The sequence below is a fragment of the Lentilactobacillus parafarraginis DSM 18390 = JCM 14109 genome, assembly GCF_001435895.1.
Taxonomy (GTDB): domain Bacteria; phylum Bacillota; class Bacilli; order Lactobacillales; family Lactobacillaceae; genus Lentilactobacillus; species Lentilactobacillus parafarraginis.
This window is the reverse complement of sequence record NZ_AZFZ01000056.1, coordinates 1-18,543: the sequence shown is the minus strand read 5'-3', so window position 1 is coordinate 18,543 and position 18,543 is coordinate 1. Positions and strand designations below refer to the sequence as shown.

At 46.2% G+C, this 18,543-nt stretch carries 18 protein-coding genes; 7 read left to right on the top strand and 11 right to left on the bottom strand.

Annotated features, from left to right (window positions below; all coding sequences use genetic code 11):
- Positions 1-77: 77 nt before the first annotated feature.
- The 4 genes from nrdG to FD47_RS11370 form a co-directional block, all read right to left on the bottom strand.
- On the bottom strand, positions 78-665 hold the full coding sequence (gene nrdG / locus FD47_RS11385) for an anaerobic ribonucleoside-triphosphate reductase activating protein (protein WP_054735874.1): 588 nt from the start codon (positions 663-665) through the stop codon (positions 78-80).
- Positions 652-2,832 (bottom strand): anaerobic ribonucleoside-triphosphate reductase, encoded by a 2,181-nt coding sequence (gene nrdD / locus FD47_RS11380; protein ID WP_054735876.1) that lies wholly within the window; start codon positions 2,830-2,832, stop codon positions 652-654. The genes nrdG and nrdD overlap by 14 nt, the downstream gene beginning before the upstream one ends.
- Before the next feature lie 232 nt (positions 2,833-3,064).
- Positions 3,065-3,838 carry an ABC transporter permease gene (locus FD47_RS11375; protein WP_054735878.1) on the bottom strand — a complete coding sequence of 258 codons (774 nt, stop codon included), beginning with the start codon at positions 3,836-3,838 and terminating at the stop codon, positions 3,065-3,067.
- A gap of 4 nt (positions 3,839-3,842) precedes the next feature.
- Complete coding sequence (locus FD47_RS11370; protein ID WP_056980691.1) at positions 3,843-4,754, bottom strand: ABC transporter ATP-binding protein; 912 nt, start codon at positions 4,752-4,754, stop codon at positions 3,843-3,845.
- A 267-nt stretch (positions 4,755-5,021) separates the two neighbouring features.
- On the opposite strand from FD47_RS11370, the gene FD47_RS11365 reads away from it, so the two are divergent.
- Positions 5,022-5,708 (top strand): type 1 glutamine amidotransferase domain-containing protein, encoded by a 687-nt coding sequence (locus tag FD47_RS11365; protein WP_054735880.1) that lies wholly within the window; start codon positions 5,022-5,024, stop codon positions 5,706-5,708.
- Between the two features lie 28 nt (positions 5,709-5,736).
- Positions 5,737-6,036, top strand: a complete 300-nt coding sequence (locus tag FD47_RS11360; RefSeq protein WP_054735882.1) for a hypothetical protein — start codon at positions 5,737-5,739, stop codon at positions 6,034-6,036.
- A 156-nt stretch (positions 6,037-6,192) separates the two neighbouring features.
- On the opposite strand, the gene FD47_RS11355 is transcribed toward FD47_RS11360, so the two are convergent.
- From FD47_RS11355 to alsS, 3 genes are all read right to left on the bottom strand, one after another.
- Positions 6,193-7,581: a sugar porter family MFS transporter gene (locus FD47_RS11355; protein WP_056980690.1), complete on the bottom strand. Its 1,389-nt coding sequence runs from the start codon at positions 7,579-7,581 to the stop codon at positions 6,193-6,195.
- A gap of 428 nt (positions 7,582-8,009) precedes the next feature.
- Positions 8,010-8,723 carry an acetolactate decarboxylase gene (gene budA, locus FD47_RS11350; RefSeq protein WP_054735886.1) on the bottom strand — a complete coding sequence of 238 codons (714 nt, stop codon included), beginning with the start codon at positions 8,721-8,723 and terminating at the stop codon, positions 8,010-8,012.
- A gap of 18 nt (positions 8,724-8,741) precedes the next feature.
- Complete coding sequence (gene alsS / locus FD47_RS11345) at positions 8,742-10,418, bottom strand: acetolactate synthase AlsS (RefSeq protein WP_054735888.1); 1,677 nt, start codon at positions 10,416-10,418, stop codon at positions 8,742-8,744.
- Positions 10,419-10,552: 134 nt separating this feature from the next.
- Between alsS and FD47_RS11340 the strand changes: the two genes are divergently transcribed.
- From FD47_RS11340 to FD47_RS11320, 5 genes are all read left to right on the top strand, one after another.
- Positions 10,553-10,981 carry a MarR family winged helix-turn-helix transcriptional regulator gene (locus FD47_RS11340; RefSeq protein WP_008213113.1) on the top strand — a complete coding sequence of 143 codons (429 nt, stop codon included), beginning with the start codon at positions 10,553-10,555 and terminating at the stop codon, positions 10,979-10,981.
- Positions 10,978-11,667 carry a YjjG family noncanonical pyrimidine nucleotidase gene (locus tag FD47_RS11335; protein ID WP_225352938.1) on the top strand — a complete coding sequence of 230 codons (690 nt, stop codon included), beginning with the start codon at positions 10,978-10,980 and terminating at the stop codon, positions 11,665-11,667. The genes FD47_RS11340 and FD47_RS11335 overlap by 4 nt, the downstream gene beginning before the upstream one ends.
- 94 nt (positions 11,668-11,761) lie before the next feature.
- A complete protein-coding gene (locus FD47_RS11330) occupies positions 11,762-12,241 on the top strand; it encodes a Dps family protein (protein ID WP_054735893.1) in 480 nt (159 codons plus the stop codon).
- Between the two features lie 204 nt (positions 12,242-12,445).
- A complete protein-coding gene (locus FD47_RS11325) occupies positions 12,446-13,363 on the top strand; it encodes an aldo/keto reductase (protein ID WP_054735895.1) in 918 nt (305 codons plus the stop codon).
- A gap of 83 nt (positions 13,364-13,446) precedes the next feature.
- Positions 13,447-14,136: a GTP pyrophosphokinase gene (locus FD47_RS11320; protein ID WP_040537827.1), complete on the top strand. Its 690-nt coding sequence runs from the start codon at positions 13,447-13,449 to the stop codon at positions 14,134-14,136.
- A gap of 4 nt (positions 14,137-14,140) precedes the next feature.
- Here FD47_RS11320 and FD47_RS11315 read toward each other — a convergent pair whose 3' ends face one another.
- From FD47_RS11315 to hemH, 4 genes are all read right to left on the bottom strand, one after another.
- A complete protein-coding gene (locus FD47_RS11315; protein ID WP_056980689.1) occupies positions 14,141-15,334 on the bottom strand; it encodes an oxidoreductase in 1,194 nt (397 codons plus the stop codon).
- Positions 15,335-15,380: 46 nt separating this feature from the next.
- The gene (locus FD47_RS11310; RefSeq protein ID WP_008213099.1) at positions 15,381-16,142 is read right to left on the bottom strand and encodes a flavodoxin family protein; all 762 of its coding nucleotides are present in this window, start codon (positions 16,140-16,142) and stop codon (positions 15,381-15,383) included.
- A 62-nt stretch (positions 16,143-16,204) separates the two neighbouring features.
- The gene (locus FD47_RS11305; RefSeq protein ID WP_138467628.1) at positions 16,205-17,545 is read right to left on the bottom strand and encodes an Nramp family divalent metal transporter; all 1,341 of its coding nucleotides are present in this window, start codon (positions 17,543-17,545) and stop codon (positions 16,205-16,207) included.
- Positions 17,517-18,488 carry a ferrochelatase gene (gene hemH / locus FD47_RS11300; RefSeq protein WP_054735901.1) on the bottom strand — a complete coding sequence of 324 codons (972 nt, stop codon included), beginning with the start codon at positions 18,486-18,488 and terminating at the stop codon, positions 17,517-17,519. Before hemH ends, FD47_RS11305 begins: the two co-directional genes overlap by 29 nt.
- Positions 18,489-18,543: the final 55 nt, after the last annotated feature.

Sequence of the window (18,543 nt, the reverse complement as noted above, 5' to 3'; positions counted from 1 at the left end):
TTATGGGCGGGACTTATGTCCCAGCCTCTTTGTAAGCTTATTAATCGTTGCTGCCTGCTAGACGAATTGCCAGGATCTTATTTCCGCAATCGATCCCAAATAACCACCTGCTTTTGCGTCAGCGACTTCGGCACATCAATAATTCGCTGGTTGGCACTTCCCCGAAACTGCAGAGTTAAATCCTTCTGAGCCAGCAGAAAGCGGCCGTCAACTAAAATATCCAGGTACCGCAATAGTTCCAATTTATCAGCGGATTCTTTCATCAACTCATCCCAGGTGTAACCGGTCCACGACCAGATATCCTTAGAATTGCCAAATTCCCGCCGAATTCGTTTGGCTAATTGAATACAGACCTGCGTATTCAAAAATGGCTCGCCACCCAGGAGCGTCAATCCCTGAACGTAGGATTGTGACAAATCAGCCATGATCCGGTCTTCCAACTCCTGGGTGTAGGGATGGCCGTAATGGAAGTTTTGGGCGACTTTATTGTAGCAGCCAGGGCAGTTAAACAGGCACCCCGAGACATACAAGCTACACCGCACGCCCTCACCATCGACCATGTTAAACGGCTTATAGCTGGCAATGTACTGTGAAGAACGATCGGCGGCCAGCCACTGTTTGGGGGCCGGATTATTTGGCAATCTGATCCGGTTAGTCTGCGTCATCGATATCACCCAATCTCATATTCTTAACTCGCGAGGCAATTTCTTCGTGCCGACCATGAACCATTGGCCGAATCTGAGGATTCCCCAGATAGCCGCAGGTGCGTTTAACCACGTCGCAGGTCTTGGGATCCCGATTACCGCACTCCGGGCATTCAAATCCCTTGGCAGTCGGTTTGAAGTCGCCGTCAAACCCACACTTATAACAGTGGTCAATTGATGTATTGGTTCCCAAATACCCCACATGGTCATAAGCCCAATCCCAAACGGCTTCCAAAGCCGCCGGATTCTGCTTGAGATTTGGGTATTCGCAATAGTGAATGAAACCGCCGGCCGCATATTTCGGATAGGCCTCTTCAAAGGCCAATTTTTCAAACGGCGTCGGGTTCTTGCGGACGTCGTAGTGGAAACTGTTAGTGTAGTATTCCTTGGACGTAATGTCGGGAATTTTGCCAAACTTTTCAGTATCTAATTCGCAGAACGTGTCGGTTAACGATTCTGCGGGTGTTGAATAGACGCTGAAATGGTAATCACACTGCTCTTCCCATTTGGCACAGTAATCATGCAGGCACTTCACAATCGATAACGTGAAGTCGTGGGCTTCCTGATCATGCTCCCAGTTAGGCCCATAAAATTCCGTACCGACTTCGTACAAGCCGATATACCCCAGTGAAACGGTGGCCCGCCGATGGGTAAAGAGTTCATCAACCGAATCACCGTCTTTAAGCCGCTTACCAAAGGCGCCATACTGGTAAAGAATTGGCGCGTTCTTGGGACTGGCCTGCTTGCAGCGTTCGACCTTATTTAACAGGGCCTTCTTCGAAACGGCGAGGCGGTCCTTCAGAATTTCCCAGAAAACGGCTTTATCACCTTGAGATTCGATCGCAATCCGGGGCAGATTAATGGTTACAACCCCCAGATTCATACGGCCGCTATTGACCTCCTGGCCGTTTTCGTCGCGCCATCCCTGAAGAAAGCTGCGACAGCCCATCGGTGCCTTGAAGCTCCCAGTCAACTCAATGATTTTATCGTACATTAGAATATCGGGATACATCCGTTTCGTCGCGCACTCAATTGCCAGTTGCTTAACATCGTAGTTCGGGTCAGCTGGTTTTAAGTTCAGTCCTCGTTTAAGCGTATAGATCAGCTTGGGGAAAATTGCCGTCCGGTGCTGCTTGCCGAGGCCCTTGATCCGAACGGAAAGAATCGCTTTTTGAATCTCACGTTCAATCCAAGAGGTCCCAAGACCAAACCCAATCGTTGTAAATGGCGTCTGCCCGTTAGACGAAAACAGGGTGTTGATTTCATACTCCAGCGCCTGCATGGCGTCATAGATGTCCTTCTTGGTTTTTGCCCGGGCAAATTCATCCTGCTTATCACGCGTTACCCAACGCTTCGCATCCCGTAAGTGCTTCTGATAATTCAGTTCCGCAAACGGCGCCAGCAGTTCGTCGGCACGGTCCGCTGAGCAGCCACCATACTGGCTTGAAGCAACGTTGGCAATGATTTGGGACATTTGGGCCGTCGCGGTTTGAATCGACTTAGGCGGCTCAACGTCGGCATTGCCGATCTTGAACCCATGATTGAGCATCCCCTTAAAATCAATCAAACAACAGTTGGTCATTTCAGTCATCGGCGAATAGTCCAAGTCGTGGTAGTGAATGTCACCGCGTAAATGCGCCTTGGCTACGGTTTGCGGCATCATTTTCAATCCCAATGATTTGCCAACCATCCCGGCCGTCAAATCCCGCCGGGTACTGAAAACGTTACTGTCCTTGTTCGCATTCTCGTGAACCACCGTGTCGCTGCGGTCAAACAATTGATCAAGTTTAGTTGAGGGATTAATGGCTGCCAGCCACTTTTGTTCATCACGTTCCCGGTAAGCATCGTAATCCCGGGCGAGATCGGCATGGCCCATCGAACAAAGGACGTCTTTAAATACCTGGCGAATATCGGCGGTGGTCACTTCGGACTTAAAGGCGGCCAGCTGATCAAAAATGGCCTGCTTCAACTCCGCCCGAGTGGTTGGTGCTTGAACCAGCGCATCAATCACCAGTGAAATTTTATAGGGATAAAATGGCCCCTTTTCGCCATCAGCTTTGATCACCGTCAAATCGGCCAAGTGGGTCATCAGCTGGTTGGTGGTTTCTTGGGTTTTTACAAAGTCCATTCAAATCGCTCCCTTAAATTAATTCGGTCATGTTAAATAGTTAACGAGTTTTATTGTACCTGATTATCGCCTAAAAAGTAAGTTTAAACCACAATATGTAGTATATAGTTTTGGAATAACCCTATATGTTGTACCATTGGATTGTTGACAACCAAAATAAAAACAGAGGCTGGACTCAGAATCCAAGCTGAATCACAACCTCTGTTATCATAAATGATTAAATTTTATTGATTTAAACATTGCGTCGTTTAAAGACAAAGTAGGTAATCACTAAGAAGATAGCCGTGTACACCAAACTGCCAATCAGTAATTCATTTGTCGATAACAACGTCATCGACTTTAAAGATGGACTGATGTACTGGCTGGGATAGTTCATCATGTTCAGCGGATTCCATTTCAGCCACGTCCATTTTTTAATCAAAATGGCGAGGATCGAAGCAACCACGCTAAGGGCAAAGTAGCCAACAATCCCAATCGTAATGGCAACTGCGGAACTCTTAAACAGGTTCGCCAGCAATAACACCAAACTCAAAATCAGCCACAGCGCAACAAATTGCGTCAATGAATAGTAAACCGTCTGAGCAAAAACCGTGTGCTTAGCCCCGTACGTTTCATCCAGCTGAAACGTTCCGCTAAAGAAAATCAGTTTTAAAATAAATGAGTATGCCAGCGCTAAAACAAAGAAGTAGACGGAATAAAGGACCATTGTAATCCACTTGCTAATAATGATCTGGCCCCGATAGTACTTCCGGTAGAGCAATTCTTTAATTGTGCCGTACTGAAACTCCATCGCAATGATCGATGCTGAAGCCGCAATCATGAACAAATAAATCCACGGAACGGCCATAAAGGATTCCTGATACATCGCTTGGGGGTTAAACGTATTTGGCTGATTGTGACTCATGACCGCAATGCCAGTCATCAACACCAACAGGACCACCGAAGCCGCCCAGGTGCTCTTTTTATGAATCAGTTTGAAAATTTCCTGTCTTACTAACGTCACCATAAATTTAAGACTCCTTCACTTTATCGTTCTGCAGCAATGCCAGCAGGGATGTTTCCAAATCATTATGAACGTGAGAAACGTCTTCAATTTCAATGTCGTTATTCGACAATAACTTAATCACGTCTGCCATTCGGGTATCGTCTTTTTCAACAATGCGAACGTCATCAGCCTTCACAATTTGATAGCCATTCTGTGACAGTAATTGTTTGGCCTTTTCATCATCCGCCGTTTTCAAAACCATCAATTTGGTTTCGCCGCTTTCAAGGGCCGCCGTGTCCCCACGGTAAACAATCTGACCCTTATCAATCACGACCAGGTCGTCAATCAATTTTTCCAACTCACTTAAAATATGGCTAGAAATCAAAAAAGTGGTCCCCTGCTTGGCAAGCTCTAAGATGATCGTTCGCAAATCTTTGTTTGCCTGGGGATCCAAACCATTCATCGGCTCATCTAAAATCACCAACTCCGGGTGATTGACCAAGGCAAGCGCGATGCCCAACTTTTGCTTCATTCCCAGAGAATAGGTTTTAGCCCTGCGCTTTACGTACGAGCCCATTTTCATCTTATCAACGATATCCATGATCTGATCGCGCGTCACCCCATCATTGGAAAAGAGTTCCAAATGCTGCAGGCCGCTCAAAAATGGATAGATTCCAGGATATTCAATTAAAGCTCCAACCTTTTCAAGTTCCTGATGGCTGGTTTGAGAAACCGGCCGCCCGTCAATTGAAATTTTGCCGCTGGGATAGCTGAACAACCCCAGAATGGCCTTCATAATGGTGGATTTACCCGCACCGTTCGGGCCAACTAATCCCACGATGTGACCCCGATCCACGGAAAATGAGACGTTTTGCAAAACCTTTTTAGAACCAAAATTCTTACTCAGGCCCTCAACATCTAAAATTGTATCTGCCATTGTGTCCTCCAATCAAGATTACAACTCACGCTAACTTATTTAGGTAGAGAAGGTTAACTGCCGGAACGATTATGAATCGATTATCCACCAATAATCCCGACAGGCTGTGTTGATAATAACATATCTGCAAAACAATCGCCAATTCCGCCCCGATTTCAATTGTGGACTACCTTTAGTTGCACCATTACCCAAATAGACTACAATACATAAGTGATGCGTTAGAACTTATTAAAACTCATTCCATTGAAAAGTGAGGCAAGTGAATCAATGACAAAAGCATTAATTGTGGCAACGAATACGCCCAAATTCAATAACGTCGATCGGGCCACCGGCCTGTGGCTTCATGAAGCAACCCACTTTAACCAGGTGATGACCGATAATGAAATTGACGTTGATTATATGAGCCCAGAGGGTGGCTATATCCCATTAGATCCCCTCTGCCTGAGCGCTGACAACATGGATCAGGTTGATTGGGATCATTATTTAGACGCCACATTTCGCGATACCCACCTGGCTAATTCCTTGAAACCAGAATCGGTGAATTCCGCTGACTATCAGGTGATCTACTTTGCCGGTGGTCACGGCGCGATGTGGGACTTTCCAGAAAATAAGGAGCTGGCAGGGATTGCCGAACAGATTGATCAAAACGGTGGCATCATTGCCGCAAACTGTGTTGGCGTGACGGCGTTACTGGCGATGCGCAAAAGGGACGGCAACCGATTTACCAGTGGCCGCCAGTTGACCAGCTTTACCAATGACGAGGAAGCCCTAAACGGCCTAACCAGTGAAGTCAAATTTCTGCCGGAAGACGAGCTCCGGAAAACTGGCGCCAAATTCGTCAAGGGCGACGCCTTCAAACCTAACGTCGTCGTGGACGACCATCTAATCACCGGCCAAAATCCAAATTCAGCGACCGCAGTTGGCGAAGCGGTCATTAAGGATCTGCTAAAATAGTGCAACCCGTTGCGCACGGAGGTTACTGATGATTATTTGGAACGACCGTTATTTTATTTGCTTACTTGGCCTACTACTTATCGGGGGTCTTTTATGGCTGATTCTCAGACATCTGTCAAATCCAGCGATCGCACGCCCATCACGCTTGGGTTACGATACGCTCACGGTCTTAATGACCTTTGTTGGGCTGGGGATTAACGGGTTGGGAATTTACTTTTTGATCCAGCCCTTCTACAAATTTGGCCAATCACTAACCGTTGGGGTTTTAGCAGTATTCGTTGGGGTTTTCTTTCTATATGAAGTATTTCGATTTGCGCAGAAAAAATGAACAGTCAAAAACCAGGCCCACTTTCAGCATTTGCTGATCGTGAACCTGGTTTTTAGATTGGTGATTGTTTGTCTAGAAAAAGGAAGCAAAAATCCCGAATCAGGATTCCCGCTTCCTTTCAATTAAACATTGCGTTACCAGATACGAATCGCAAATTTACTTATTAGTTCCCTGTTCCTCAATCTCTTCAAGTGAGCGACCCTTTGTTTCCGGCACGCACTTGAGAATGAACCAAACCCCTGCCAAACAGATTACGCCGAAGATTGCAAATACGGCGTCCTGTGGCATGTGAGCGGTCATAATTGGGAAGAGCAGACCGACTGCGAATGAGCCAACCCAGTTAGCTGATGAAGCGGCACCGGAAGCGCGGCCCCGAATTGCTAGTGGGAAGACTTCCCCAACAAGTACCCAGGTTAGCGGTGCCCAAGTGAATGAGTATGCGGCAACGTAGATACTTAAGAAGACAACGATCATCATTGGACTGGCGTTTGGCAGCAGCATATTGATAATGGTTGGCAATAGGAATGACAGCCCCATAACCGAACCACCCAGAACCAAAAGCGTCCGCCGGTTAAATTTCTCGGCAATGGCAATGTAAACCAGTGAACCGATTACCAGGATAGCTCCCTGGATAATTGGCCACATTAATGCTGAACTCGCCGCCTTACCAGTTGCCTTTTCAACGATCAATGGAATGTAGTAGAAGATGGCGTTGGCCCCTTGGAACTGCTGGAATGCCGCAACCCCAATCCCGGCAATTGCCAGGTATCGGTACTTACCGCTGAAAACGGTTGCCCAAGAAGTTGACTTGGAAACTGACTTTTCTTCATTCGCAGTTTGCTTGATTTGGTTTAATTCAGTATCAATTTCATTATCGTTCGTCCGAATATAGCTTAGGACCCGACGAGCATCCTCTTCACGGCCTGACTTTACAAGGAACCGGGGAGATTCTGGTAACTTATAAACCCCGAAGAACAGGATGATTGCGGGAACCGCAGCCAATCCTAACATCAGCCGCCATGCCAAGTTTTCTGGCAGATCCTTTAAGAGGAAGTCGACGATGTATGAAAGCAGCATCCCACTCACAATCATGGTTTGGTTCAACCCGGATAAACTACCCCGGGCCTTAGCTGGCGCCATTTCAGACATGTAAGCAGGTACCAAGGCTGACGCGGCCCCAACTGCTAATCCAAGGAAGACCCGAACGGCAATCAAATACCATTCACCCTGGTTATTTGGTGACAGTCCGGAAAGAACTGATCCAATCGTGAAAATAATTGCTGAAAGCAAAATCATTTTTCGCCGGCCTAACTTATCCGATAATTGCCCGGCGATGGCGCCCCCAAAGATGGCACCCAACATGACAGATGATGTAATCCAGCCAACGATACCGGCTTCATTCTGCAGGCCCCAATCAATCTGAAGGAATGGTAACGCACCCGTCATTACCCCGATATCGTAACCAAACAAGATTCCACCAAATGACCCGAAAAAGTAGATAAACTTGCTTGAGATCTTCTTTTCTGTACTCTCAACCTTTTCCATTCTCATTCTCCTTAACGTATAAATTGCCCTGATTTCTTATGGCACCCATCTCAAAGGTTGAAAGGGGTTACATAACAAATCATATAAATCGACTAATTACCTTATCACCAATTCTCCATGCTGATGCTTATTATAACAACGCTTACAAATTCAATTATTGTTAGAACCTTATACAATTGATAAACTTGCAGCGTTTACATGTTGGTATATTATCCTATTTATCCGGATAAATCAACCCAGAGAAACTATTATCTGACAAATATTTTTAGCGACCAAAAACAAAAGCTGTTACCCCAACGTTTAGGATAACAGCTACTTTTTTAGTAATAATTTTATAAATTTTAGTGAATTTTAGTAACAACTTATTTTAAAATTACCGGTATCTATTTGATCGAAAATTCCGTTCGCATCCGGACTAGCTTTGCAATCTAACCTTCAGCACTATGGATCGTGTCAGCAATATTATCGGTTGAAAAATCATGGGTCATATACTGATCGTCGTTCACTGGCAGATGCTGCTCAAAGGTATCGAATAATTGGTAGGATACCTCACCCTTCTCCAAATGAAAGTCCAACAGGTGACCGCCAAATTTGTGATCATCTGAAAGAAAATGATTATGGAAGCCCGCAACGGCCGCCCCATCAAACAGTTCTGGTGAGTAATACCCAATCAACGTGCCCTTTACCTTATCGCGGGTGAACACATTTTGGTGGCGTGCAGTTTGCGCAAGGGTGTGAAATGGTGGCTCTGACTTGCGGACCGCCCGGGTTTTCACATCTGAGAAGCTCCCGGTAATTTTAATTGAGAAAAACGTGTTACCGGCCTTACTTAATGAAACAATTTGCTCGTCCAAGTCATCTTGGGACACATTTTCAGACTCGGCAAGCGGCGAATACCGGGCGTAGTGAATGTTGGCAAACGGCATGGTAAACGAATCGGGTACGATGTTGACGTTACCATCGCCATCAACCTGATAGGGCTTACCGTCAAGAATGATCAGCTCACCATCAAGGCCTTCACCTGTCCCAATGCCGGTGTCCCCATGTTTTAGGAGATCTCCCATTGTCATTGTGCCCCTTAACAGACCTGGGACCAATAATGCCAGCGTTCCGTGCTGGTATAACGTTGTATGCTTCGCCATAGTAAAACTTCCTTATTTCTAGTTTAAAATATCTTTTAATAACGCAGACTTCAATTTAATGTTATCACTATAATCGACCGGAATGTCAATAATTACGGGCCCATTTGCGTTAAATGCTTGATCAAGTGCCTGACTCAGTTCATCGGGGTTGGTTGCTCGCAAACCAGTTGCCCCAAAACTCTCAGCGTATTTGACAAAGTCGACTTTCCCAAGTTTAACGCCAGCATTCTTGCCGTATTTCGCCTCTTCCTGAAATTTAACCATATCATAGTAGCCATCATCCCAAATTAATTGGACAATGTTGAGATTGAGCCGGACAGCGGTCTCCAATTCCTGACCAGAAAACAGAAAGCCACCATCCCCCGAAACGGAAACCACCTTTTCATCTGGCCGAACCAACTTGGCAGCAATCGCCCAGGGCAGGGAAACCCCCAGCGTCTGCATCCCGTTACTGAATAGTAAATGACGAGGCCGGTAAATTCTGAAGTGACGGGCCATCCAGATGTAGTGACTACCGACGTCGACCGTCACAGTCGTGTTATCGTCAACCTTCTTTTGAAGTTCGTTGACAATGTCAATCGGATGAATGGTTCCCGGTTTAGCAGTCGTCTTCACTTCATTTTGCCGATCAAATACTTGTCGTAACTCGGTTAACTGATGAACCGTTTCGGTAGATAATTTGTAATCAGCCGGCAGGGCATCCGTTAGCGCATCCAAGGTCCCGGCAATATCGGCCTCAATCACAACATCTGGTTGATAATCCACCGTTAATTCTGGGGAAATACTATCAATGTTAATAATTTGGTCATTATGTTCAACGTTCCAATTTCGGGCTTCGTATTCCACCGGATCGTAACCAACGGCGATTACCAAATCACTCTGTTTAAGCAAGGTATCGCCAATTTGGTTTCTAAACAGCCCAACCCGGCCGAAGTAGTCATCAATTAACTCATGAGAAATCACGCCGGCACCCTGATAGGTTTCCACCACGGGGAGGGCAACTTTTTCTAATAATTTATGAAGCGATTCGGTCACTTCCTGAGATGATGCCCGCATTCCTGCTAGAATAACCGGTAACTTGGCATTCTTAATCATGTCAATCACTTTATTAAGGGTGGTCGGGGATGTTTGGGTCCGTTCCGATTTAGCCAACGGGGCCATTTCGGGACGTTCAACGTTGTCACTCAAAACGTCGGATGGCAGTGAAATAAACGTTGCGCCAGCCTTACCAGAAGTTGCGGTATTGTAGGCATTTGTGAAGGCTTCTGACAGATTATTGGCATCCTGAACTTCGACACTGCTTTTAGCGGCAACGCTCATCAATTCCTTACTTGGAATACTTTGATGGGTTAAGCGGGCAAGGTCATCTCGCGGCACCTGCCCACCTAGGCCAATAACCGGATCACCTTCAGCAGTTGCGGTCATCAACCCAGTCACCAGATTAGAAACGCCTGGGCCGGAGGTTGTGGCAACGACGCCTGGTTTGCCAGTTAATCGGCCGATTCCCTGAGCGATAAAGGCGGCGTTCTGCTCATGACGGGTCACAATCAATTGAGGGGCGTTCGGCTGATCACTATATTGAAGATCTTCAAATAGCTGATCGACCTTGGCACCCGGAATACCAAATACATACTTAATATCTTGATTAATCATCGATTTAATTAAGGCTTGAGAACCCCGTTTTTTGTCTGCCATACATCCGACACCTCTTATAATTTTTCTGTGTTGACAATTCAACTTACCATAAAGATTAATGTCATTATGTTGAATTGTCAACTAAAAAATGCTAATCTGACTCTAGGATTTTTTCGAACGAAAGGAAAATAATTTTGAAAGATATTGGCTACTTAGCACAAGACATTTCGATCCTCCACCGTCAGTACTATAAAGACACCGGCGAGCTGTTCAAGAAGCACCAGCTAAACCCAACGGCAGCCTGCATTCTATTAACGATCAACGACAATTCATTTATTAACCAAAACCAGGTCGCCAAGTCCCTCGTGATTGACAAGGGCCTGGCAACCCGGGAAATCAAGAAGATGGAAAGTCTGGGATACCTCACTAAAACCGCGGGAACCGGAAAGTCCATCATTCTAACCCTCACTTCGACCGGCAAAAAAATCGTCCCGGTCATTTCCAATATCCGGAAACAGTGGTGGGAAAATCGGTTTGCAGAAACCGGCATCAAACCAGATAGCCCCTTAATTTCAGCAATTCAAACGGTTGTCGACTCAATTGTCACCGAAAGTTTGGAGTGAGTTCATTGGCCTATTCAACCCTTTTATTTGATATCGATGATACGATTCTAAATTTTGACCTATCGGAAAAACAGGCCCTTAATAAATTATTCGCTAATTTAAACAAACCCCTAACTCCGGAAATCATGGCCTATTACCAGCAGCTCAATCAACATCTGTGGCAACAATATGAACGCGGGGAGATTAGCCGTCAAGAATTATTAGACACGCGATTCACTCTGCTCTTCAAACATTTTGGTGAAGACCTTAATGGCAAGCTGATTGAGAAAACCTACCGTAATTACCTGGCCGAGGGCCACGATCCCATTCCCGGGGCTAAGCAGCTGGTTACAACCTTAAGCAATCAACATAAACTGTACCTCGTGACCAACGGCATCGCCAATACCCAAGAAAGACGAATTCGCGAAGCCGGGCTGGCGCCCTACTTTGAAAACCTGTTTATTTCGGAACGCATTGGGGCCCGAAAACCGGAAAGGGCCTTTTTCGATTACGTTGCGCAGCATATTCCAAATTTTGACCGTCACCAGTCACTGGTGATTGGCGATTCATTAACGTCCGATATTTTGGGTGCCCGCACCTATGGCCTCGACTCAGTCTGGTTTAACCCTCAGCACCAATCTAACCAAACAACGACAAAACCAACTTATGAAATTGACCAACTTGCCGCTCTCAAAAAAATCGTCTAATTAGCAGTCACTTCGCTTGCATTCACCTTCTCAGTACCGATAAACTAGGATTGTAACCGGATTCTGTTATTGAACTTTTAGGAGGTAATGATTGATGGCAAATAAGTACGATTTTCCAGAGACACGGGCCCAATTAAATCAGTTAGTAGCCGATTTAAGTCAGCTGCAAACGAACATTCAGCAGACCCACTGGTACATGCGTGGTGAAAACTTCTTCAGACTGCATCCATTAATGGACGACTATAACGATCAGCTTGCTGAACAACTCGATCACGTTGCTGAACGGTTGATCGCAATCAACGGGTCACCGTTTGCCACCACCCATGAGTTTATCGAAAATACCGGACTTCCAGACGAAAAGGTCAGCTGGGATCAGTTAACCATGCGGGATTTCATGCAACGCCTGTCAGACCAGTTTAAATATCTCCGCGACCAGTATCAAAAGGGCATCGAAGTTACCGATGACGAAAAGAACTTCCCAACCCAGGATATGTTAAACGGTTTTAAGGAAGACATTGATAAAAACATCTGGATGATCAATGCTTACCTTGGCAAAGGTCCCTATGATGAATAATTAATTTGGCAATCAACTTATTATAAAAAAGTAAATTACCTTGAATGATGGTGAAACGTTGTCTTATACTTTATAGAGATTGGGAATGCTGATAATTCCCAATCTCATTTTTCTTTTGTCTTATCAGTAACTGCAAACTGGTTTTCGATTATGACCAACTGGTTTGCAGATTGATCCCCATAGGGGGTTCAGGAGGTACACACAATGACACAAACAGTTAAGATTGGTAAGAGTTCCGTTGAGACCACCCCCCTTGGCCTGGGTACCAATAAGGTCGGCGGCCACAACTTATTTGATGGCTTAAAGGATGAAGATGGGTTCCGGGTTGTGAAAGCTGCCTTGGACGACGGCATTTCACTACTGGATACGGCCTTTATGTATGGATTGGGAAAGTCTGAAGAAATCATTGGTGACGTAATTCAAGACTATGATCGCGATCAATTTGTGATTGCTTCCAAAGCCGCCCAGGATCCTAATAATAACCTTCAGCCCAACAACAACCCGGCATTTTTAAAGCAATCCGTCGACGATGCTTTGCTTCGACTGGAAACTGACTACATTGATATTTTTTACATCCACTTTCCGGATGACAAGACCCCGAAGGCTGAAGCCGTTCAAGCGTTAGTCGATGAGAAGAAGGCCGGTAAAATCAAGGCCATTGGGGTCTCCAACTTCTCGTTGGACCAGATTAAGGAAGCCAATGTCGACGATCAAGTCGATATCGTTGAAGACAACTACAGCCTGGTTCACAGACAAGCTGAGCATGCGGAATTTGGGTACCTCAAGGATCACCAGATCTCATTTGTCCCATATTTTCCACTTGCTTCCGGATTGTTAACCGGTAAATACACACCAGCTGATGCAAGTAAATTCAAGCAATTTTCATCCGATCAATACCAGACGATTATGGATAACCTGGAAATTGTGAAGGGAATCGCGGTAGCTCACTCAGCAACGGTGGCTCAAGCAATTCTAGCGTGGTACATTAAGAATCCGGATATCAGCGTCGTCATTCCGGGTGCCCGGGTAGCCGATCAAGTTCATAGCAACGCCAAAGCAATGGCCATTGATCTGAGCGATGCCGAGTATCAACAAATTGATCAGCTGTTTAGCCAGTTTTAAGAACTAATTAAAGGGGATTGCGTTAATAGGCATCAACGCAACCCCCTTTTGAATCAAATTTAAATACAAAGGATGATTAAATGATGATATTGGAACGACGTGACTTCATGAACGTCAAACAAATTGAACAACAGCTTGAACAATCTAACTTCAAACGTGAAGCGTCAGACTTTAAGAGCCTGGTTAAAATTTACCAGCTCTGCCATTCGGGGGCCAACGAAATTGGTACCAAGCTCGAAAACCTCGATGAAGAATATTCGATGACATATGATCACAACCCGATTCATCACATGGAAGAGCGAATGAAGTCAACCAGCAGCCTGTTTGAAAAATTGGAACGAAAAGGTTACAAGCCAACGATTGAAAACGTCCAAAAACATATTAGAGATATCGCCGGAATCCGAGTGGTAACCAACTACATCGATGATATCTATCGGGTCGAAAAGGCCCTCACCGAACAGTCCGATGTCACCCTTTTGAAACGCAAAGACTACATTGAAAATCCTAAAAAGAGCGGTTACCGAAGTTTGCATTTGGTGGTTTCCGTTCCCGTTTTCCAGTCAGTCGGCGTTTCGGATGTCCCGGTTGAAATTCAAATTCGCACCATTGGAATGGACATGTGGGCGAGCTTGGAACATAAGCTCCGTTACAAAACGAACGCTGATCCTAAAAAGGTTAAGCAGCATTCTGCCAACCTCAAGGCATACGCCAAGGAGCTGAACGATATTGAGACGCGGATGCAAGCCATCTTTTCAGATTTGCAGGATCACTAACCCGCTACTGAATTCGCCGCGTCCGCAACCCATTAATGCCATGAAGCTGGACGCTGGCAAGAACTGATCGCCAAGGATTTGTGTACACTTTGGTTGGTTTTCCTTCCGCAATCCGTTTTACCTGCGCTTCACAGTACCCATTAACGATGATCGATTTGAGGCGATCATCTAACCGCTGGTTACCAATCTTAAATGGCAAGCCAAACGGCTGATAAGTTGCGCTAAGAATCCGATTGGGAAGATCCGGCATCACGGCCATCGGGGTACACATACCAATTAGCTGCGCGTCGCGGCGTCCCAGTGCCTCTTCCATGGCCGAAATATGTCGCAGACCGCCGCTAATTGCAATTGGAGTTTCCACCAGTTGGCTAAGGAGATGAGCCATCCCAGAAAAACCAATCTGAGAATTTTCGTAGTCGTCGCCAACCACTTCAATCATGTCGACGCCAAGTGCCGCCATCGTTTTGACAACTGCCTGAAAGTCCTCTTCCGTAAACCCGTCCAAGTTAATATCGGTCAGACTCAGTTTGAGACTAATTGGAAATCGGTTACCGCATGCGGCCCGAATCCCCTGATAAATATTCATTAAAAAGCGCATCCGGTTCGCTAGGGTCCCACCATACTGATCCTGCCGCTGATTATCCCGCCGCGACAAGAATTGATTCACCAGGTAGCCAAAAGCCCCGTGAATCTGAACACCAGAAAATCCAGCCTTCTGGGCCAGCACCGCCGCATTGATAAATTTTTGAATAATTGCCTCAACTTCCGCGGTTGAAAGGGCTCGGGGAGCGTTAAAGGCCCGCTGGTTCGGCCCAAAAATCGGGATAGAACTTGGGGCGATTGGCTGCTTTGAAAACATCTTGGGGGATTGCTTTCCCGGATGATTCAGCTGTAACCAAAGCTGGGTATTATTGGCGGTCCCCGCCTGCGCCCACTGCTTAAGGCTGGCAAAGTCTACCCGATCATCGACCACCACGTTTCCCGGTTCGGCAATTGCGCTGCGATCAACCATCACGTTACCAGTAATCACAATCCCGGCACCGCCCTGGGCCCACGTGTGATATAACCGATTAAAAAGTGGGGTGGGCTGATGATCATCGGTAGCCATCGTTTCACTCAAAGCCGATTTCACAAACCGATTTTTAACCGTTACACCACAGGGAAGCGTTATTGGTTCAGCAACTTGCAAATAGCTCATCTATGACCATCCTTTCCATCTCGAAAATCGGAAACCACTTTGTTACTTACCGCCGGCGGTGTTTAACAACCGTAAAGAAGTGCAGAATACTGCCCAAAAGTACATAAAAGATCACAACAAAGGACGCATAGGCCATCCAAAAATCATGCTTGGGAACAAAGCCAAAACCAAGTTGAATTCCCATTGTCACTAAGGCCATTACAGCAATCATAAAGAACAACTCAATATATCTTTTCACAGTACTGTCATCTCGCTTTTTAATAGAATTCAGGCGTTTCCCCCAAGTAAGGCACGCCTGTTTTTTACGATCCGGTAACTCGGTCATTCCATAAGTATTTGTAACCACTAATTCATGGAGCTTGATCACCCCAGCGGCCGACATCACTTTGTCAATCGTTCGAAAGCTCTGATCGGTTACGCCGGTCACCCAGTTTTCGAAAGTACCTGTATAGCAATTGGTCAGACTTAAGTAATGCTTATCCTTAAATCGGTCCGGATGCGTGGCCCCCAGATGATCGATTCTTACCAAGCGCTGGCGCATGCAGTCAAAGAAGTCCTTCATCTCACCGGCTAGGCCACCCCAGTACGTTGGCGCAGCAATTACCCAGACATCGCTGGCAAGCATCTTCGCCTCAAGCTGGTCCAATACTGGGTCCTTTTGATCACCATGATCCGGTTTAAACGGATAGTCTTCCAAGTAAACCAGTTCAGCCTGATTAGGTTGGTCGACTCCCGACAAAACAGTTTCCAGCATCTTACCGGTCACACCATCTCTTCGGTGACCCCCAAGAATTCCTAAAATTTTCAACGAACAACTCCCCCTCACAAAATATAAACACCAAATTTCGTAACTCATCAAAAAATCAATTCTTAAACACTGAACATAAACTGAACGTTTAACACGGTAATGATCGTGGTCAAAATATACCCGCAGGTAGTGATCCACCAAGGGCTAACGTGCTCACCCATCAGTTTGCGGTTTGCGGTTAACGCGACCATCGGATAAAGCGTGAACGGCAACGCGATTGACAGGGCAATCTGGGCAAACACAATCATTTGTTCAAAGGTTTGCTCGTTAAAACCAACGATAAATCCGATAATGAGAATTGGAATTAACGTAACGAACCGCGTCAACAGGCGCCGCTCCCATAAGGGTAAGCGAATATTGAGGTACCCCTCCATCACAATTTGACCGGATAATGTACTCGTGATTGATGAAATCAACCCAGTAATCAGTAACGCAAACGCAAACAGCGTGCTCATTAATGGACTGGCCAAGCCACCCACAACCGCGGGGCTTTTAAGTCCTTCATAGACGTCCCGAAACGCGGCCAAATGGTTCCCGGTATGAAAGAACAGCGTCCCGCCGAGGATCAATAACAATGCGTTGATAATAAACGCGGCAACTAAATGGACGTTGGAATCCCACTTTGCGAACCTTAACGCCTCGTTGACCTGTTTGGGATCGTGATAGTCATATCGGCGACTCTGGGCTAATGATGAATGCAGATACACATTATGCGGCATAATTGTCGCGCCAATAATTCCCAGGGATAGAATCAGTTCACTGTGATGCGTCAAAATTTGCGAACTGGGAACCAGGCCATTGAGAATCGCGGCGAATTCTGGATGAGCCCGGAAAACCTCAATTCCAAAGATCACGCCCACAATCATAATCGCGGTTAACACGATAAACTCAATTCGGCGAATGCCAAATCGTAAAAATAGCAGAACCATTAGAACGTCCAAAATCGTCAGCAGGATCCCATAAATTAATGGCAATCCAAATAATAACATGAGCGCAATCGAAGTACCGACAACTCCGGTCATATCGGTGGCCATCATCGCGACTTCGTTAATTAGCCACAGACCGTAACGGACCGGTTTGGACACCTTTGCGGCAATCGCTTGGGCTAAATCCTGACGGGCAACGACACCCAGCTTAATCGCCAACGTCTGCATAAACATTGCCACCAGAATTGATAACAGTAACACCGCCAGCAGTTTGTAACGGTACTGACTGCCACCAGATAACGAAGTCAGCCAGTTTCCCGGATCCATGTACCCCACCGCGACCAGGGCACCGGGACCGCTATAGGCTAAAAATTTCTGAACAAATGAAGTCTCATACACACTCGGCACGGCGACACTTTGATTAATTTCATCTAGACTTTTCTTGTCATCAATTTTCACTTGTCCGGCCCCCGACATCATTTAATTCTTCGGCACTAATAGTGGCCAAGAAATCGCAAAAATCATCACTGGCATTCATCGGCGGAACCGCGTCAAATACTTGACCGCCACTCGCACGAAACGTTTGGTAGTTTTGAACATCGTTTTCCTCAATTGTTTCGAGACAATCCTCCACAAACGACGGCGTTACAATCAACACGTTCCGTTTCCCCATGGCCGCCAGCTGCATCAACGTATTTTTCAAATAGGGCTTCAGCCACGGCGCCGGGCCAAATTTAGATTGGAACGCCATTGAAACCTTATCGTGGGGTAACTTGAGGAGTTTAGTAACGGCTGCCGTGGTTTCGCGACACTCCTTGAGATACGGATCGCCGTGTTTCACCATTGCGGATGGGATTCCATGATAGCTGAAGACCACTGCGTCATAGTCGCCCTTTTGGTAACTCGCATCTACCTGCTTGGCCAGTATTTTTACATACTGGGGCTGCTGGTAAAAGTGACGAATGAATGCCACCTTCACCCCGGAATCGCGAACCTGTTGAATAATCCCACCATGGGTGCTCTGGGTGTACTGCGGAAATAATGGCAGTACAACGATTTGGTCATCGCCAGCATTCTGCATATCATGTAATGTTTCTCCGATGTCTGGTTGCCCGTATGTCATCGCGTAACGCACATCCCAATTCGGCAGGCGTTTTTGGACCTTCTCCTGCATTTTCTGCGTGTAAATAACTAGCGGCGAACCATCCTTTCGCCACATATGCTGATAAAACGTTGCCGAACGCCAGGACCGCATTGGCAAAATGATGCCACGTAATAAAGGCTGCCAGAACCACTTTGGCAGCGTCACGACGTGTTGATCGCTCAAAAATTCCTGTAGGTACGCCCGCACATCCTTCGTGAGCGGTGATACCGGCGATCCTAAATTAACCAACAAGAGTCCCCGCTTTTGCGTTGTCATAATTTCATCCCCCATTCAGACAACCGTAATGTCTAAAGTTCCTAAGTTTTATCCT

Bases quoted from the DNA above. Each gene is read 5' to 3' on its own strand.
- nrdG (WP_054735874.1), bottom strand. From the start codon at position 665: ATGACGCAGACTAACCGGATCAGATTGCCAAATAATCCGGCCCCCAAA.
- nrdD (WP_054735876.1), bottom strand. From the start codon at position 2,832: ATGGACTTTGTAAAAACCCAAGAAACCACCAACCAGCTGATGACCCAC.
- FD47_RS11375 (WP_054735878.1), bottom strand. From the start codon at position 3,838: ATGGTGACGTTAGTAAGACAGGAAATTTTCAAACTGATTCATAAAAAG.
- FD47_RS11370 (WP_056980691.1), bottom strand. From the start codon at position 4,754: ATGGCAGATACAATTTTAGATGTTGAGGGCCTGAGTAAGAATTTTGGT.
- FD47_RS11365 (WP_054735880.1), top strand. From the start codon at position 5,022: ATGACAAAAGCATTAATTGTGGCAACGAATACGCCCAAATTCAATAAC.
- FD47_RS11360 (WP_054735882.1), top strand. From the start codon at position 5,737: ATGATTATTTGGAACGACCGTTATTTTATTTGCTTACTTGGCCTACTA.
- FD47_RS11355 (WP_056980690.1), bottom strand. From the start codon at position 7,581: ATGGAAAAGGTTGAGAGTACAGAAAAGAAGATCTCAAGCAAGTTTATC.
- budA (WP_054735886.1), bottom strand. From the start codon at position 8,723: ATGGCGAAGCATACAACGTTATACCAGCACGGAACGCTGGCATTATTG.
- alsS (WP_054735888.1), bottom strand. From the start codon at position 10,418: ATGGCAGACAAAAAACGGGGTTCTCAAGCCTTAATTAAATCGATGATT.
- FD47_RS11330 (WP_054735893.1), top strand. From the start codon at position 11,762: ATGGCAAATAAGTACGATTTTCCAGAGACACGGGCCCAATTAAATCAG.
- FD47_RS11325 (WP_054735895.1), top strand. From the start codon at position 12,446: ATGACACAAACAGTTAAGATTGGTAAGAGTTCCGTTGAGACCACCCCC.
- FD47_RS11320 (WP_040537827.1), top strand. From the start codon at position 13,447: ATGATATTGGAACGACGTGACTTCATGAACGTCAAACAAATTGAACAA.
- FD47_RS11315 (WP_056980689.1), bottom strand. From the start codon at position 15,334: ATGAGCTATTTGCAAGTTGCTGAACCAATAACGCTTCCCTGTGGTGTA.
- FD47_RS11305 (WP_138467628.1), bottom strand. From the start codon at position 17,545: ATGTCGGGGGCCGGACAAGTGAAAATTGATGACAAGAAAAGTCTAGAT.
- hemH (WP_054735901.1), bottom strand. From the start codon at position 18,488: ATGACAACGCAAAAGCGGGGACTCTTGTTGGTTAATTTAGGATCGCCG.